This is a genomic window from Solwaraspora sp. WMMD1047 (assembly GCF_029626155.1).
Taxonomy (GTDB): domain Bacteria; phylum Actinomycetota; class Actinomycetes; order Mycobacteriales; family Micromonosporaceae; genus WMMD1047.
In genome coordinates this window covers 919,808-936,240 of the sequence record NZ_JARUBL010000001.1, presented here as the reverse complement: position 1 = coordinate 936,240, position 16,433 = coordinate 919,808, and the positions used below count along the sequence as shown (strand labels likewise).

The 16,433-nt window shown below is 74.2% G+C and carries 10 protein-coding genes and 2 pseudogenes; 5 read left to right on the top strand and 7 right to left on the bottom strand.

Features of this window, described 5'->3' with window-relative positions:
- Window positions 1–201 precede the first annotated feature (201 nt).
- The 3 genes and pseudogenes from O7627_RS04405 (at window position 202) to O7627_RS04395 (ending at window position 3,990) form a co-directional block, all read left to right on the top strand.
- Window positions 202–2,073, top strand: a complete 1,872-nt coding sequence (locus tag O7627_RS04405) for a PspC domain-containing protein (RefSeq protein ID WP_278092209.1) — start codon at window positions 202–204, stop codon at window positions 2,071–2,073.
- Window positions 2,070–2,252, top strand: a pseudogene (locus O7627_RS37130) (hypothetical protein); the annotation flags it as partial. The gene O7627_RS04405 and the pseudogene O7627_RS37130, both read left to right, overlap by 4 nt.
- 484 nt (window positions 2,253–2,736) lie before the next feature.
- Window positions 2,737–3,990: a phosphatidylserine decarboxylase gene (locus tag O7627_RS04395; protein WP_278092207.1), complete on the top strand. Its 1,254-nt coding sequence runs from the start codon at window positions 2,737–2,739 to the stop codon at window positions 3,988–3,990.
- 71 nt (window positions 3,991–4,061) lie between these two features.
- Here O7627_RS04395 and O7627_RS04390 read toward each other — a convergent pair whose 3' ends face one another.
- From O7627_RS04390 to O7627_RS04380, 3 genes are all read right to left on the bottom strand, one after another.
- Complete coding sequence (locus O7627_RS04390) at window positions 4,062–5,009, bottom strand: CDP-alcohol phosphatidyltransferase family protein (protein ID WP_278098156.1); 948 nt, start codon at window positions 5,007–5,009, stop codon at window positions 4,062–4,064.
- 386 nt (window positions 5,010–5,395) lie between these two features.
- Window positions 5,396–6,322 (bottom strand): NUDIX domain-containing protein, encoded by a 927-nt coding sequence (locus O7627_RS04385; RefSeq protein WP_278092206.1) that lies wholly within the window; start codon window positions 6,320–6,322, stop codon window positions 5,396–5,398.
- Between the two features lie 168 nt (window positions 6,323–6,490).
- Window positions 6,491–7,438 carry an NUDIX domain-containing protein gene (locus O7627_RS04380; protein WP_278092205.1) on the bottom strand — a complete coding sequence of 316 codons (948 nt, stop codon included), beginning with the start codon at window positions 7,436–7,438 and terminating at the stop codon, window positions 6,491–6,493.
- Window positions 7,439–7,583: 145 nt separating this feature from the next.
- Here O7627_RS04380 and O7627_RS04375 point away from each other — a divergent pair, with 145 nt between their 5' ends.
- Entirely contained in the window at window positions 7,584–7,970 is a 387-nt protein-coding gene (locus tag O7627_RS04375) for a PspC domain-containing protein (RefSeq protein WP_347404637.1), read from the top strand.
- Between the two features lie 15 nt (window positions 7,971–7,985).
- Here the strand turns inward: O7627_RS04375 and guaA are convergent, their stop codons facing one another.
- The 3 genes and pseudogenes from guaA to O7627_RS04360 all read right to left on the bottom strand — a co-directional run bounded on the left by guaA (window position 7,986) and on the right by O7627_RS04360 (window position 13,504).
- A complete protein-coding gene (gene guaA, locus O7627_RS04370) occupies window positions 7,986–9,536 on the bottom strand; it encodes a glutamine-hydrolyzing GMP synthase (protein WP_278092204.1) in 1,551 nt (516 codons plus the stop codon).
- 30 nt (window positions 9,537–9,566) lie between these two features.
- Window positions 9,567–11,699 (bottom strand): acyltransferase family protein, encoded by a 2,133-nt coding sequence (locus O7627_RS04365; RefSeq protein ID WP_278092203.1) that lies wholly within the window; start codon window positions 11,697–11,699, stop codon window positions 9,567–9,569.
- 91 nt (window positions 11,700–11,790) lie between these two features.
- Window positions 11,791–13,504 (bottom strand): annotated as a pseudogene (locus O7627_RS04360) (GMC family oxidoreductase).
- A gap of 213 nt (window positions 13,505–13,717) precedes the next feature.
- Between O7627_RS04360 and O7627_RS04355 the strand changes: the two are divergent.
- Complete coding sequence (locus O7627_RS04355) at window positions 13,718–14,908, top strand: LCP family protein (RefSeq protein WP_347404636.1); 1,191 nt, start codon at window positions 13,718–13,720, stop codon at window positions 14,906–14,908.
- 45 nt (window positions 14,909–14,953) lie between these two features.
- Here the strand turns inward: O7627_RS04355 and O7627_RS04350 are convergent, their stop codons facing one another.
- Window positions 14,954–16,336 (bottom strand): M1 family metallopeptidase, encoded by a 1,383-nt coding sequence (locus O7627_RS04350; RefSeq protein WP_278092202.1) that lies wholly within the window; start codon window positions 16,334–16,336, stop codon window positions 14,954–14,956.
- Window positions 16,337–16,433: the final 97 nt, after the last annotated feature.

Below are 16,433 nucleotides of genomic sequence, written 5' to 3'. Positions count from 1 at the left end.
CTCCTCGGGTGACTGCCGGGCCATCCTCCGGCGAGCTGGGGTCGGCCCGTCACGGGGCGTGCGTTACCGACGCTCTGATCGTCACACGGCGGTCCGGGCGCCGACCACCGGGACGCCCCGGACATTGGCCCGGAAGATCTCAGGGTGGCCTCAGGGTCGACTCCTGAGGCAGGTCGGCCGGCCGGGGACGACGATCGAAACATGACCGAAGAAGCTGCCCAGCACCGCCGGGAGACCCCGGCGGAGGGCGATCCGCAACCGCCGGCGGGCCGGCCCGGGCAGGGCGACGAGACCCGCACCGGGGACGGCGTCGACCGGGTAGCCGACCAGCCCTCGGCGAGCGAGGCGCCGACCGAGCCGATGCCCGCGGCGGCCGAGCCGCCCGGCGATCCCGCAGCGACCGAGCCGCCGACCGCCGAAGCGCCGACCGCCGGGCCGGCGCCGGGCGGGCCGCCGCCGGGCGGTTGGCCGGGGTCGGACCCGGGCTGGGCCGGCGGCGCCGGCGCCGGCTTCCCGCCCGGCCAGCAACCCCCCTGGGGGTACGCGGGCCAGGGGCACGTCCCGCCGCCGGGCGCCGCCTTCACCTCCCGGTACGGTCTGGTCCGGCCGCGTCAGGGCCGGTACCTGGCCGGGGTCTGCGCGGCGGTGGCCCGGGCCACCAACACCGACCCGATCCTCTGGCGGGTGCTGCTGGCCGTGCTCGGTTTCTTCGGCGGCATCGGCATTCTGGTCTACGTGGCGGCCTGGCTGATCATCCCGGCCGAGGGGGACACCGCCTCGCCGGTGGAGTCCATGCTCGGCCGCGGCAAGTCGAGCATGTCGCCGGTGACGGTGCTCGTGCTCGGGGTGCTGGTGGCCGTGATGTTCGGCTACATCGTGACCGACGCGTTCCGGGCCGTGCTGCTCGGCGTGGCCATCCTGATCGGCGGCGCGCTGCTGCTCAACCGAGACGCCAACCGGTCGCCCGCCGGGCCGCCCGGCCCCCTGCCCGGCGCCCCGCCCCCGGCTGGCGGGTCCTGGCCGGACGGGCCCGAGTTCCAGCCCGCCGAGCAGCGCTACGGGTCGGTGCCGCCCGGCGCCGAGACCGCCGCCGGCCGCCCGCTCGACCAGCCGACCCGGCAGTTCGAAGCCGTCCCGCCCCACCTCGCCGCTCCGCCGGCCAGCGCCGCGCCGCCCCCGGCGAGCGCCCCCGCGCCGGTCGGTGCGGGGTGGGGCTGGCCGGCATCCGCACCCGCGGCCGCCGCTGCCGGAACCGCCACCGGCCCGGCCTGGTCACCCGGCCTGCCCACCGCCCCGCCGCCGGGCGGGTACCGGCCGCCGTTCGCCCCCCGCGGCCCGTACGCCGGCCCGTATCCGCCAGGTGGCGGTGGGGCCGGCGGCGGATTCCCGCCCGGGGGGTTCCCGCCGGGACCGGTCCCGCCGTCGGCCGGGGGTAAGCCGCCGAAGCGGCCCAAGCCGCCGCGCGAGCGGTCCCGGCTCGGTGGCGCGACCTTCTCGATGATCTTCGTGGCGATCGGGCTGGTGGCGGTGCTGGACCTGGTCAACGCGGTCCCGGTCGCGCCCTCGGCGTACTTCGCCGGCGCGTTGCTCACCATCGCTCTCGGGCTGCTGGTCGGCGCCTGGTTCGGGCGGGCCCGCTGGCTCATCGCGCTCGGTCTGGCCGGCGCTGCGGCGCTGGGCATCTCCACCGTCGCCGAGTCGTACGACAAGGTCCGGCAGGACGGCGGCACGATCAACTGGACCCCGGTCGGCCACGAGGCGATGGCCGACCGGTACGAGACCCAGTTCAGCGACGCGATTCTGGACCTGCGCCAGGTGGACTTCACCGACACGGACAGCCAGGTCACGGTCGAGATCGACTTCGGCAAGCTGGAGGTGGTGCTGCCGCCCGAGGTGGACGCCACGGTCGAGGTGGAGATCCGGGCCGGCGACGCCGAGGTGTTCGGCACCCGCTGGAGCGGATTCGACGAGCCGGGCCGCGAGTTCGTCGACCTCGGATCGGACGGGGCCGGCGGCGGCAAGCTGCGGCTGAACATCTATGTCAACGCCGGAAACGCGGAGGTCAGCCGATGAAGGCACATCGCACCGACGGGGTGTCTCTCACCTTCGGACTGATCTTCCTGGCCATCGTGGCCTGGTGGCTGCTCGCCCAGATCCTGCACCTGTCGCTGCCGGCGGTCGGCTGGTTCCTGGCCGGGGCGCTGATCCTGATCGGGGCGCTCGGCCTGCTGGGTGCCCTGCGCTCCGGCCGCGCCACGCCACCGACGGCACCCGACCCGGCCCCGGCACCGGGGCCAACCTCGGCGTCCGACCCGACCCTGGTCTACGACCCGGACCCGGGGTACGACCCGACCCTGGTCCACGACCCGAAGCCGGGCTACGACCCAGGATCGGGGTACGGCTCCGGGCCGGGCTACGACCCGAAGCCGGACAACGACCCAGGATCGGGATACGGCTCCGGGCCGGACAACGACCCGGGACCGGGTTACGACCCGGCCGGGCCGGTCAGCGGCGCCGGCCCGGCGGGCGAACCGGCCGGGCCGGGTCCCGACGGCGAGTCCGGCCGGCGCTGAGCCTGATCTGTGCGGGCCGGGTGGGAGGCCGCCTAGACTGGCCGGTGGAGGTTTCCGCCTCCGCCGGCCGGTTCGTGCCGGGCGGGGGCGGATTCGGCTTCCACGCACGTCTGCCCCGCGCCGGCCGGCAGGACCCCACCACCCCGCGAGGAGCTCTTCCGTCATGACCCAGTCCCCCGCCGTGCGTACTCCCGGTTCTCCCGGACCGGTCCGCCTCGGCGAGCGAGCCGCCCGGGCCGTCACCGCCGAACTGGCCCGGCACCAGTCCTCGAAGACCGCCCTGCTGGTCGGTGCGGAGCCGGAGTCGGCCCTGCTGGCGGCGACCGTCGACACCCTGCTGCCCGGCGACACCCTCACCGTGGTGCCGGCGGCCGGTACGCCCGCCGGTGCGTTGCGGGAGCACGTGGCGGCGCAGGGCCGGTGGGTGGCCGACCGGGTCCGGGTCGTCGACTCCCCCGCCGAGGCCGACCCGGCGGACCTGGTGGTGGTCGCCGAGCCGCTGACCGGCACCGCCGAGGAGGCCCGGGCCACCCTTGACGCGCTGGCGAAGAACCTGGCCGACGGGGGGCTGCTGACCGTCGCGGTGCCGGCGCCACCGGGTCGTACCGCGGGCGCGGCCGCCGAACTGGACCGGCAGTCCGCGCTCTTCGGCGTCGGCACCGACCTGGTGCTGCGCAACCGGCCGCCGGTCCGGGTGCACCGACTCCGGTTCACCGCCGCCGAGGTGGCGGGGGCGGCGCGGCTGACCCCGGCCTACCGGACGTCGAGCGTGCCGCTCACCCGGGGCATGCACATCGACTCGAACGGCCTGGCCGCGGCCGGCATCGCCGTCGGCCTGGCGGCACTGACCCGGCTGGCCCGGCCGAAGTCCCGGCTCTGGCTGCTCCCGGCGCTCGCCGCCGCGCCGGTGGCGGCCTTCTTCCGGGACCCGGAGCGGGACGTCCCCACCGACCCGGCGGCCGTGGTGGCCGCCGCCGACGGCAAGGTGCTCTCGGTCGAGCGGCTTCGCGACGAACGCTTCGGTGACGGCGAGTTCCTCCGGATAGCGGTCTTCCTCTCCGTGCTCGACGTGCACGTCAACCGGGTACCGGTCGCCGGCAAGGTGGTGGACTACTTCGTCGCCGACGGCGGTTTCGCGAACGCGATGACCCCCGACGCCGAGCACAACGTGGCCGCGTACACCGTGCTGGACACCGAGCGCGGGACGGTGGTGGTGGCCCAGCGCACCGGGCTGATCGCCCGGCGCATCGTGCAGCGGGCGCCGGTGGGCGCGCTGCTGGCCCGGGGCGAGCGGCTGGGGCTGATCCGGTTCGGGTCGCGTACCGACGTCTACCTGCCGGCGGATGCCGTGCAGCCGCTGGTCGGCCCCGGTGACCGGGTGCTCGGCGGCAGCTCGGTGATCGCCCGCTGGCGCTGATCCGACGGCGGCGACCGCCGGCTCGGCCGGCGGTCGCCGCAGATCGGTTCGGGCGGTACGAGGAGGTCAGCTCAGGCGGTACGCCGCTCGCGGAGCCAGAGCAGCGGCCCGCTGGCCAGGTAGCCGATCACCAGCAGGGCGAAGGTGAGCCGGATGTCGAGCAGCGCGCCGATCACCGGCGCCGCCCAGACCCAGGGTGGCAGCTTGATCAGCCGGGCCAGCTTCGCGTACGGGAAGCTGGAGACCATCGCGAACGCCAGCAGGCCGACGCCGGCGACCTGGACGGTCCCGGAGACCGGCAGACCGATGAGTACGGCGAGGGCGAGCACGGCGGCGGCCATCGTGGTCGGCACGCCGCAGAAGAACCGGCCGTCCTTCGGCGAGACGTTGAACCGGGCCAGCCGGATCGCGGCGCAGGCCGCCACGAGCGCGCAGGCCACCGCGGCGGCCGGGGTGGAGACCGAGCCGGCGAGCGAGGCGTAGACCACCACCGGGGCGGCCAGCCCGAACGAGCACATGTCGGCCAGCGAGTCCATCTGCGCCCCGAACGGGCTGGCCACGCCCATCCGGCGGGCGAGCGCACCGTCCAGCCCGTCGAAGAGCACGCAGGCGATCAGGGCGCCGGCGGCGAGCCGGACGTCACCCTGCATGGCCAGGAAGATCGCGAAGAGGCCGAGCGTCAGGCTGGCGACCGTGCAGGCGTTCACCACGACGAACTTGGCCTGGCGGACCAGGGTGCGCTCGCCGGGCAGCAGCGGGATGGCCAGCCCGGTCTCGTCGGCGTCGACCGCGCCGGCGGGGCCGATCGCGGGGCTGACCGGCACCAGTGCCTGGATCTCGGCGTCGGTCACCCGCCCGACGGCGTACCGCTCGGCGGCCTGTCGTCGACCGGCCGAACGGCGCCAGCCGGGTATCCGGGGCTGTCGGGGGGTATCGACCGGGTAGCGGTGGTCAGGGAGCACAACGGCGGCCGAACCGCCGGGCTCGTTGCCCCGACGACCGACCCGGACCAGCAGCACCTGCCTGGCGAACGCGCCACCTCGGCGTAGCCCTCCGGTCCACCGGCGTCCGCCGGGGCGGGGGCTGTCCGTACTGCGACGCCGACGCCATGGGGCTCTCGGCACGTCTCCTCCATAACCGGATCGACTGGTCCGCCACCTTGGCGGCCGCCCGGCGGCTTCGTGCCGGGGTCTCGGTTGTTGCCGGCAACCGTTTCTGCGGGTCTGCACCCGATCAATGCGGGGTCTACACCATCGCACAGACAGCGACGCGTTGGCGATAGTCACCAGTAGCACGAAAAGGGCACAAGGGACATTCAGGGACGCGAGCACCAAGTTGGTGGATACGTCCCGGTCGAGCTCTCCACGGCTCCACGCCCGCAGTCTACCGGAATCATCCACAACGGTCATTTGGGCGGCGCAGTATCCGACTCCAGCCGGCGCAGCAGGTCAGCGGCCACCTCGGTAAGCGGCAGCCCGGCCGCTGCCACGGGATCGAACCAGCCGGCCCGCGCCGTGGACCCGCCGGTCTCCGCCACGACCGGTTCGGTGGGCGCCTCGACCAGGACCCGGTAGAGCACCCGGACCACGTGCCAGTCGATCGGCACGCCCTCCGGGCCGAGCGCGGCCGGGTCGTGCCAGTTCGACACCGTGAGCAGCTCCCGCACCCGGCCGCGTTGCCCGGTCTCCTCGACCAGCTCACGTCTCAGCCCGGTCGCCGGCTGCTCGCCGTGCTCGGTGCCGCCGCCGGGCAGATGCCACCGCCCGGCGCCCGGGTAGCCCGCCGCGATCTCGGTCAGCAGCACCCGGCCGGCCGGGTCGGTCACCAGGCCGTATGCGGCGAACCGCTGCCCCGTTCCCGGTCTGGGCGGATGGTCGACCGGGCGACCGGAACCGGTGGACTCATCCAGGGCGAGGGGGGTCACCGGCAGGCCCAGCAGTTCCGCCGTGAACGGCATCAACCGGCGCTCGGCCAGCGCCGCCCGGGGCACCCACTCGGCCCGGTCGGTGGACCCGGTCGGTTCGGCGCGCAGCCCGCCGCCGACCACGGTGACGTCGTAGACGACCCGGTCGGTGTGCAGGGCGACGTCCAGGACCGGCGACGCGATCACGTCCGCGACGACCGCGTGGACCCCGGTCACCCGAACGGTCAGCCCGGTCTCCTCGGCGAACTCGCGGACCACCGTCGCCGCCGGCGACTCGCCCTGGTCCACGCCACCGCCGGGCAGCTGCCAGACCCCGGCGACCCGGGTGCCCGGCGAGGCCCGGACCAGCAGCACGGCGTCGCCGTCGCGGCACAACCCGTACCCGCCGATCCGCCGCCTACGCCGCATGCCGCGCCCCCGTCCCCGCCTACCGGCCCGGCGGTCGGAAATGCCGCGCGCCGCAACCACGTCCGCCGATCCCCCCGGCGGTCGAGAATGCCGCGGGCGGCAGCCCACGTCCCCGTCGGGCGCCCGGCGACGCCGGGCCCGACCGCGACCCTAACCGGGGCGGCGAGGTCAGGTGAGTCGGGCCGCCTGCACCGCCTCCGCGGTGACCTCGGTGAGCCGGTCGGCCGGCAGCGCGCCCAGCTCGTCCGGGCCGAACCAGCGGGCCTCGCAGGTGGAGCCGCCGACGTCGGCCACGGTCGGCGGGGCCGGCGCATCGACCACCACCCGGTAGAACGCGCGGACCCCGTGCCAGTCGATCGGGTAGCCCTCCGGCCCGAGCGAGGCGGCGTCCCGGTGGCTCGCCACCCCGAGCAGTTCGACGAGACGCCCGCGCTGGCCCGTCTCCTCGACCAGTTCCCGGATCAGCGCCGCGCCGGGCTGCTCGCCGTAGTCGGTGCCGCCGCCGGGCAGATGCCAGCAGCCGGCGCCCGGATAGCCGTCGGCGACCCGGGTCAGCAGGACCCGGCCGTCCGGGTCGGTGGCCACCGCGTACGCGGCGAACCGCTGGGCGCGGTGCAGGCCGTCCGGGCCGGGCACCGCGTAGAAGGACGGGAACTCGGGCGTCTCCTCGGGTGACAGGTCGACCGGCCCGGCCGGCAGCCCGAGCGCCCGCGCCGTGAATGGACGCAACGGCAGCGACCGGGCCTCCGCCAGGCTGTGCCAGCGGGCCAGGTCGGTGGGCTGGCCGATGCGGTCGCAGAGGGTGCCGCCCCGGATGGAGACCTTGTAGAGCAGCCGGTCGGTATGGATCGTGATGCCGCGGTGCGGCAGCGAGCGCATGTCGGCGAGGACGTCCTGCAGCCCCACCACGGCGACCGAGAGACCGGTCTCGGCGGCCGTCTCGCGGACCACCGTGTGGTTGGGGTCCTCACCGTGGTCGACCGCGCCGCCGGGCAGCGACCAGACCCCCGGCGTCCCGGACCGGGGCGAGGCGCGGACCAGGAGCACCCGATCCTCGGAATCGGCACACACGGCATAAGCCGCGATCCTGCGGAGGGGTTCCAGAGCGGGGGTCACAGGGGCAAATTCTCCCTTGATCGCGGCAGCCACCAGCGAAAAGAGTCGGATTCCTGACAGTAGGGTCCGTCGTCAGGGGGCGGTCAGGGTCGCTATCCGGGCGGTCACCGAGGTCGGCGACCGGCTCGTGGCGGACCGTGGAGACATGAACCAGACACCGACCTACCCGACCGCCGCGAGCGGACCGTCGTCCCACCAACCGCCAATCCACCAGCCGCCGTCGCCGCACCAGCCGCCGTACCAGTCCTCGGCGCACCAGCCGCCGTACCGGCAGCTGCGCCGGCCGGTCACCGACCGGATGGTGGCCGGCGTCTGCAGCGGCCTGGGCCGCTACCTCAACGTCGACCCCACCCTGGTGCGGGTGATCTTCGCCGTCACGGTGCTGATGACCGCCGGCGTGGCGCTGCTGGCGTACCCGATCATGTGGTTTCTGATGCCGGAGGAGCCGGCCGGTGCCCCGGCCTGGCCGACCACCGGCCACGTCGGCCCACCCCCGCCGCCGGCGCCGCCCGCCGCGCCGCCGGCCGGCTGATTGGCGGCGCCTGGGTCACTCCCACTCGATGGTGCCCGGCGGCTTGCTGGTGATGTCGAGCACCACCCGGTTGACCTCGGGCACCTCGTTCGTGATGCGGGTGGAGATCCGGGCGATCAGGTCGTGCGGCAACCGGGACCAGTCGGCGGTCATGGCGTCCTCGCTGGAGACCGGTCGCAGCACCACCGGATGCCCGTAGGTGCGGCCGTCGCCCTGCACGCCGACGCTGCGCACGTCGGCGAGGAGCACCACCGGGAACTGCCAGACGTCGCGGTCCAGCCCGGCGGCGGTCAACTCCTCGCGGGCGATCAGGTCCGCCGCGCGGAGCAGGTCCAGCCGGTGCCGGTCGACCGCCCCGATGATCCGGATCGCCAGCCCCGGCCCCGGGAACGGGTGCCGCCAGACCATCGCCTCCGGCAGGCCGAGCGCGGCGCCGATCGTGCGGACCTCGTCCTTGAAGAGGGTACGCAGCGGCTCCACCAGTGCGAACCGGAGATCCTCCGGCAGCCCGCCGACGTTGTGGTGGGACTTGATGTTGGCGGTGCCGGTGCCGCCGCCGGACTCCACCACGTCGGGATAGAGGGTGCCCTGGACCAGGAACTCGACGTCCCCGGCGGCGGCCACCTCACGGGCCGCCGCCTCGAACACCCGGATGAACTCCCGGCCGATGATCTTCCGCTTCGACTCCGGGTCGGTCACCCCGGCCAGCGCGGCCAGGAACCGCTCCTCGGCGTCGACCACCTTCAGCTTGATGCCGGTCGCCGCCACATAGTCCTTCTCGACCTGCTCGGCCTCGCCGGCGCGCAGCAGGCCGTGGTCGACGAAGACGCAGGTGAGCTGGTCGCCGATGGCCCGGTGCACCAGCGCGGCGGCGACCGCCGAGTCGACCCCGCCGGAGAGGCCGCAGATGACCTCCTTGTCGCCGACCCGGGCCCGGATCGCGGCCACCTGCTCGTCGATGATGTTGTCCGGCGTCCAGGTCGGCTCGATGCCGGCGATGTCGTAGAGGAACCGGGTGAGGATCTGCTGCCCGTGGGCGGTGTGCGCGACCTCCGGGTGGAACTGCACCCCGGCCCGGCGGCCGGCGACGTCCTCGAAGGCGGCCACCGGGGCGCCCGCCGACTCGGCGGTGACGGCGAAGCCGGCCGGGGCCTCGGTGACGCAGTCGCCGTGGCTCATCCAGACCGGCAGTTCGGCCGGCAGCTCGCGCAGCAGCACGCCGGCCGACCTGGACCGCAGCAGCGTGCCGCCGAACTCCCGACCGCCGGTGTGCGCCACGGTGCCGCCCAGCGCCTGGGCCATCGCCTGGAAGCCGTAGCAGATGCCGAAGGTCGGCACCCCGGCCGCGAAGAGCCCGGCGTCGAGCTGCGGGGCGTCGGGGGCGTAGACGCTCGCCGGGCCGCCGGACAGGATGATCGCGGCCGGCTCCCGGGCCAGCATCTCGGCGACCGGCATGGTGTGCGGGACGATCTCCGAGTAGACCCGCGCCTCCCGGACCCGCCTGGCGATGAGCTGGGCGTACTGGGCTCCGAAGTCGACCACCAGGACCGGGCGCGGCGTGCTCATGCGGCGAAGCCTACCGACCACCGCCGGCGGTCAGTTGAGCACCTCGTCGACGTGCGCGCGCAGCCGCGGGGCGAGGGTACGGGCGTAGGTGGCGGTCAGGTTGTTGCTGTCCCGGTAGACCAGCACCCCGCCGATCACCGGCGCGCAGCGCTCGGTCGGGCAGATGGCGTCGTTGAGGTTGACCAGGCGTACGCCGCGCTGGCCCTCGGCCGCCGCCTGCTGCCGGGGGCCGCCCCCGGTCTCCCAGATCTCCTCCCGGGGTGCGGCGCACCGGGTGAGGCGGCGGCGGTGCTCGGCGACGCACTCGGCGACGTCCATCGGCATCCGCGGAATGTCGCGGATCACCATGGTCGGCACGCCCGCCGCGCGCATGGCCTCCCAGGTACGCCGCATCCCGGCGACGGCTTCGGCGTCGGCCTCCTCGTCGGTCAGGATCAGACCGTCCCGCATCGGCGCGTAGGCCAGACCGCTCGTCACCAGCAGGTCCGGTCGGTCGTCGCCGGTGAGTTCCTCGGTGACCTGGTCGACCCAGGCGCTGCATCTGGGCTGCGGCACACCGTTCAGGGAGATCCGGTAGTGGGCGAAGGGGCAGCCGGTCTTGAGGTAGGTGACCAACCGCCACCCGCGTTCCTGGGCGAGGACCTGCAGCGCCGGGAGCCAGGTGGCGGCGTTCGGGTCGCCGGCGAGGGCGACCGTGACCTCGGATTCCCGGTCGCCGTAGACGCACCGCAGCACCTCGAAGTCCGGCACCCGCGTGATGCACTTGTGCTGGTAGACGTCGGGTACGTCGTCGCGGGCCAGCATCGGGTCCGGGGTGATCGACGCCACCTTGTCGGTCGGGGCGCCGCGCCGGTCGTCGCGCGGGTCGGCGGCGAGCAGCGCGGCGCCCTGGGCGGTCTGCTGGTCGGCCGGGCTGCCGGTGGGGCTCGGGCGGTCGCTGGCGGCCGGGAGCTGGGCGACCGGCAACGGCGCCTGCCGCGCCGGCCAGACGGTGAGCTGGAACAGCAGACCGGCCAGCACCGGCAGGGTGGTGAAGACCGCGCCGAGGCGCAGCGCGTACCCGGGATTGATGGTGACGGTCCGGGCCGTGCGGATCGGTTGTTCGAGGTATCGGTAGGTGAGCACGGCCGGGATCGCGGAGAGCAGCAGTACGCCCAGCGCCACCGGCGGATCCAGCGGGCCGAACCGGGCCTGCGCCGCGACGAGCACCGGCCAGTGCCACAGGTAGAGGGAGTAGGACACCGCCCCCACCGCGCCCAGCGGTCCCCAGCTGAGCAGCCGGCCCGGACCGCGCTGGCTGGTGGTGAGTCCACCGGCGATCAGCGCGGCCGTGCCGACGGTGGGCAGCAGCGCGGAGTAGCTCGGAAACGGCTGCCCCGGGTTCAGCACGAGAGCGGCCAGCAGGATCGCCGCCAGCCCGCCCCACGCCACCGAAGTGGCGATCCACGGCGCCAACCTGACCAGGTACGGGGTGGCGATCGCCAGCAGTCCGCCGAGGGCGAGTTCCCAGAGCCGGGTGGTGGTGACGAAGTACGCCCGGCCGGGTTCGGCGGCGCTGAGGTGGACCGACCAGCCGAACGAGCCGACCGCGACCAGGCCGAGGGTGATCAGCAGCGCCGGGCGCAGCCGGCCCGCCCGGCGCCGGGTGAGCCAGCCGACCGCCAGCAGCAGGATCGGCCAGCAGAGGTAGAACTGCTCCGCCACGCCCAGCGACCAGAAGTGTTGCAGGATGCTTGGTGCGTCGGTGGCGGCGAGGTAGCCGGCCGGCCCCTCGGCGAGCCGCCAGTTCTGCACGTACAGGCCGCTGGCCACCACGTCCCAGCCGGTCTGCGACCAGCGGCCGCGGGGCAGGAACAGGTAGGTCAGCAGCAGGGTGGCGGCCAGCACCACGCCGGCCGCGGGGAGCAGTCGCCGGGCCCGGCGGGCGAGGAACCCGACCAGCGAGATCCGCCCGGTCCGGTCGACCTCGGCGAGCAGCAGTCCGGTGATCAGGAAGCCGGAGATCACGAAGAAGACGTCGACTCCGATGAATCCGCCCGGTACGAAGGCGAATCCGGCGTGACCGAGCAGCACCAGGGTGATCGCGAGGGCGCGCAGGCCCTGCACGTCCCGGCGGAAGGTCTGGCGGTCGTCGGTCTCCGTCCGGGTGCTCACCTGTGTCACGTCGCCCACCTTTCGCCCGGCATTCCGGACCGGATACTAATGGGCGAAAGTTCTTTAAGTCCGGATATAGGGAACAAAGGAGCAGATGGCGTCAGGGCCGGAGTGCTCCCGGCGCGCCGTCCGGCACCGCCGGCCGGATCGGGGACACCGGCCGCAGTCGCCGGTACGGCTCGCCGAGCGCCGGCCGGGGATCCGGCTCCCCCCGGGTTGGGCCAGCCCGCCATCGCCCGCTCCGCCTGGGCGGTGATGGTCAGCGCCGGGTTCACCCCCAGGTTCGCCGAGACCGCCGCGCCGTCCACGACGTGCAGGCCGGGATGGCCGAACACCCGGTGGTACGCGTCGACGACCCCGTCGGCGGCGCTCGCCCCGATCGTCGCGCCACCCAGCAGGTGCGCGGTCATCGGCACGTCGAACGGCTCGGTCACCGCGCCGCCGGGAATCCCGCCGATCTCCTCGGCCAGCAGCCGGACCGCCCGGTTGCCGGCCGGAATCCAGGTCGGGTTCGGCGCCCCGTGCCCCTGGCTGGTCGCCAGCCGCCACCCGCCCAGCCGCCCCCGCCGGTAGTGGGTGGTGAGCGAGTTGTCGTGCGACTGCATCACCAGCGCGATGACGGACCGCTGCGACCAGCCCCGCACCGACAGCATCCGCAGGTAGGTCAGCGGCGACCGGGCCAGGGTGGCCAACCACCGCCGGACCCGGCGCGACCCGCCGTCGACGAGCGCGGACTGCAACAGCCCCATCAGGTTCGATCCCGGCCCGTACCGCACCGGCTCCAGGTGGGTGCGGTCGTCCGGGTGGAACGAGCTGGTGATCGCCACCCCCCGGCTGAAGTCCAGTCCGCGTCGGCGCGCGTCGGGCCGCAGCACCGCAGCGCCCAGCAGCGCCTCCGAGTTGGTCCGGGTCAGCGCCCCGAGCCGGTCGGAGATGTTCGGCAGTTCGCCGGTCGCCCGCATCCGGTGCAGCAACCGCTGGGTGCCGAGCGCGCCGGCCGCGAAGACCACCTGATCGGCGTGGACGACCTGCCGGTCCCGGCGCCACCAGGCGCCGGTACGTTCCGTCTCCACCAGGTAGCCGGTGCCGGTCGGCGCGGGGCGCACCGCCGTCACCGTGGTCAGCGCCCGGACCTGGACCCCGAGCCGCTCGGCCAGCCACAGGTAGTTCTTCACCAGGGTGTTCTTGGCCCCGTGCCGACAGCCGGTCAGGCAGCAGCCACAGTGCAGGCAGCCGGTGCGGTCGGGGCCGGCGCCGCCGAAGTACGGGTCGGCCACCCGCTCGCCGGGCCGGCCGATGTGCACGCCGACCGGGGTCGGACGGAAGGTGCCGGCCACCCCCATCCGGTCGGCCACCGCCCGCATCGCCCGGTCCGCGGCCGTCGACACCGGGTACGCGGTCACCCCGAGCATCCGGGCGGCCTGGTCGTAGTGGGGTGCCAGCTCGGCTCGCCAGTCGGTGATCCCACGCCACTGCGGATCGTCGAAGAAGACGGGCGGCGGCTCGTAGAGGGTGTTCGCGTAGACCAGCGAGCCACCGCCCACCCCGGCCCCGGAGAGCACCAGCACCCCGGCGCCACCGGCACCCGGCCGGCCGCGATCCGGCCGGAGCAGGGTGATCCGCTGGATTCCGCGGCAGCCCAGCCGGGGCGCCCAGAGGAAGCGCCGGAGCCGCCAGGAGGTCTGCGGAAACTCGTCATCGGCGAATCGCCGGCCGGCCTCCAGCACGGCCACCGAGTAGCCCTTCTCGGCGAGTCGCAGCGCGGCGACGCTGCCGCCGAAGCCGGAGCCGATCACCACCACGTCGAAGCCCACGCCAGCCATCATTACCGACCGGTAGCTGTTGCGCCACGGCCAGCGTGCGCGATCATTTCCGAGCAGTCGTACGGGCGGTGGTGCTGGGCGGGCCCGCCACGGCGCCCCGGCGCCCGGACTTTCCGGCGCCGGCACGCAACCGCGACGACCGGCGACGCGTTCTTTCCAGGGGGCGGACCGGTCGTCCAGGTACGGCTGGAGGGAGTCGGCGCAGTGACCGAGAACGGGCAGGACGGGCGGGCGGACGGCCCGGCCGACGCGGACCGCGCGGACCGGGCGGCCGGCGCGGACCGCCGCCGGAGCTGGTGGCGGCGGCGCCGGATCGCGCTGCCGGCGGCCGGCATCGCGGCGGTACTGCTGCTCGGCGGCGGCGCCGTGGTGATCAACCAGGTGAGCGCCGCCGGCCGCAACGGCCCGACCGACGCCTCCACCGGGGCGACCGGCACCCCCACCCCGTCACCCACCCCGAGCCCCACCCCGCCCCCCGGGGCCGACATCCGCGGGCCGCTGAACCTGCTGCTGGTCGGCGTGGACACCCGGGTCGGCGTACCCGACTGGGAACCGCACGCGGACGCCGTCCTGATCATGCACATCACGGCGAACCTGGACCGGGCGTACCTCTTCTCGCTCCCCCGCGACCTGGTGGTCGACATCCCGGCCTTCCCGAAGGCCCGCTTCCGCGGCGACCGGACCAAGCTCACCCACGCGATGAGCTACGGCAGCCGCCGGCCGGGTGACCAGCCGCCCAGCGCGGCCCAGGGCTACCAGCTGCTGTCCCGCACGGTCAGCGACTACACCGGCATCAAGAAGTTCGACGGCGGCGCGGTGCTGACCTTCGGCGGCCTGGACAACCTGGTCGACTCGCTCGGCGGCATCGACCTCTACGTCGACCAGCGGGTGGTGTCCCAGCACCGGCAACCCAACGGCAAACACCGCGACGGCAACGGGTACGGCTACATCGGACCACAGATGGTCTACGAGAAGGGCCAGCGCCGGATGAACGGCTGGCAGGCGCTGGACTACGCCCGGCAGCGCTACCTCACCGGCGGCGACTACTCCCGGCAGCGCCACCACCAGCAGCTCATCAAGGCCATCGTGGCGCGCCTGATCAGCCAGGACGTCACCACCGACCCGGACCGGCTGAACGCCGTCGTGAAGGCGATCGGCAAGACGCTCGTCTTCGAGGGCGGCGGCCAACGGGTGATCGACTTCGCGTTCGCGCTCAGCGGCCTCACCGCCGAGTCGATCACCATGGTCGCGCTGCCCGGCCACTCGGTCGGCAGCGGCGGCAGCTACCGGGGCGAGGAGCTGGGCCAGCTCGGCGACCAGTTCATCGCGGCGGTCCGCAAGGGCAACGTGACCGAGTTCCTGGCCGCCAACCCGAAGCTCGTCGTGCCGCGCTGACCGCGTACCCGGAGAAAGGGACGGCCCGGAGCCGGCCGGCGGTGCTCAGCCGCCCGGGATGGCCGGCGGCGTGGTGCCCGAGAGCCAGGCGTCGAAGAGCGGTCGCAGTGGCCTGCCGGAGACCCGCTCCGCGACCGTGATCAGGTCGGCGGTGGTGACGTTGCCGTCCCGCTTCTCCGCCGTCCAGGTCCGCAGGAAGCGGAAGAACACGTCGTCGCCCATGGCCAGCCGCAACGCGTGCACCGTCAGCGCACCGCGCTTGTAGACCGCCCGGCCGAACAGGCCGGCCCGGCCCGGGTCGAGCGTCGGGCTGGACCAGTCCGTGCGGGCGTACTCGGTCTCGAAGTTGCGTTGCGCGGTGTTGCCGCCGTCGTGCTCCTCCCAGAGCCACTCGGCGTAGCTGGCGAAACCCTCGTTGAGCCAGAGGTCCGACCACCGCTGGATCGAGACGCTGTTGCCGAACCACTGGTGCGCCAGCTCGTGGGCCACCACCCAGTCGTTCGGGCCGGACCGGAAGAACGTCGGCCCGTACACCGGCCGGGACTGCGTCTCCAGGGCGTACCGGATCTCCTCCTCGGCGACCACCACACCGCCATACGCCTCGAACGGGTACGGCCCGAAGCGGGTCGCCAGGAAGTCGGCGATCTCCCCGGTGCGGGCGATGGAGGCCTCCGCTCCGCCGCCCTCGGGCAGGCTCGCCGCGATCGCGGTCACCAGCGGCTTTCCGGCGTGCGTGCCGGTGGTCACCCGATAGTCGCCGATCACCACAGTGGTCAGGTAGCTGGCCATCGGTGTCCGCTCCGACCAGCGCCAGGTGGTCCAGCCGTCGGCCGTCCGGTTGCCGCCGGGCACCCCGTTGCTCAGCGCGGTGAGCCCTTCCGGGACGGTGATCTCGATGTCGTAGGTCGCCTTGTCCACCGGGTGGTCGTTGACCGGGAACCAGGTACTCGCCGATTCGGGCTGGCCGAGCGCGATCCCCCCGTCGTCGGTGGCGATGAACCCACCCACGCCGAGATCCGGGCTGGTCACCGGGCTCGGCACCCCCTCGTAGCCGACATCCACGGTGAATTCGGCGCCCCGGACCAGTCCGTCGGCCGGGGTGATGATCAACTCGGCGTCGTCGTGCTCCTCCTCGGCGTCGACCCCGTCCACCCGCACCGACGTGACGGTCAGCCCGGTCAGGTCCAGATTGAAGCGGGACAGGTCCTCGGTGGCGGTGGCGGTGATGGTGGCGTCGCCGGTGAGCCGGTCGGTTGCCGGGTCGTAGCGCACCCGCAGGTGATAGCTGGAAACGTCGTACCCGCCGTTGCCGTAGCCCGGGAAGTAGGGGTCGCCGACGCCCTCGGCCCCGGGCTGGAAGCTGGGGGTGGTCCCGGTCTGTGACGTGCCGCCCCTCGGCGTACCGGGGCCACCGGTGCAGCCGGTCACCGCCAACACCACTGTCAGCCCCGCCGCCACCGCTGGCCGGACTGCTCGACCCGTCCTCGTTCCCGACAATCTCACCCGGGCAGCGTAGGCACACCAC

Bases quoted from the DNA above. Each gene is read 5' to 3' on its own strand.
- O7627_RS04375 (WP_347404637.1), top strand. From the start codon at position 7,584: ATGAACCAGACACCGACCTACCCGACCGCCGCGAGCGGACCGTCGTCC.
- O7627_RS04385 (WP_278092206.1), bottom strand. From the start codon at position 6,322: ATGCGGCGTAGGCGGCGGATCGGCGGGTACGGGTTGTGCCGCGACGGC.
- O7627_RS04395 (WP_278092207.1), top strand. From the start codon at position 2,737: ATGACCCAGTCCCCCGCCGTGCGTACTCCCGGTTCTCCCGGACCGGTC.
- O7627_RS04405 (WP_278092209.1), top strand. From the start codon at position 202: ATGACCGAAGAAGCTGCCCAGCACCGCCGGGAGACCCCGGCGGAGGGC.
- guaA (WP_278092204.1), bottom strand. From the start codon at position 9,536: ATGAGCACGCCGCGCCCGGTCCTGGTGGTCGACTTCGGAGCCCAGTAC.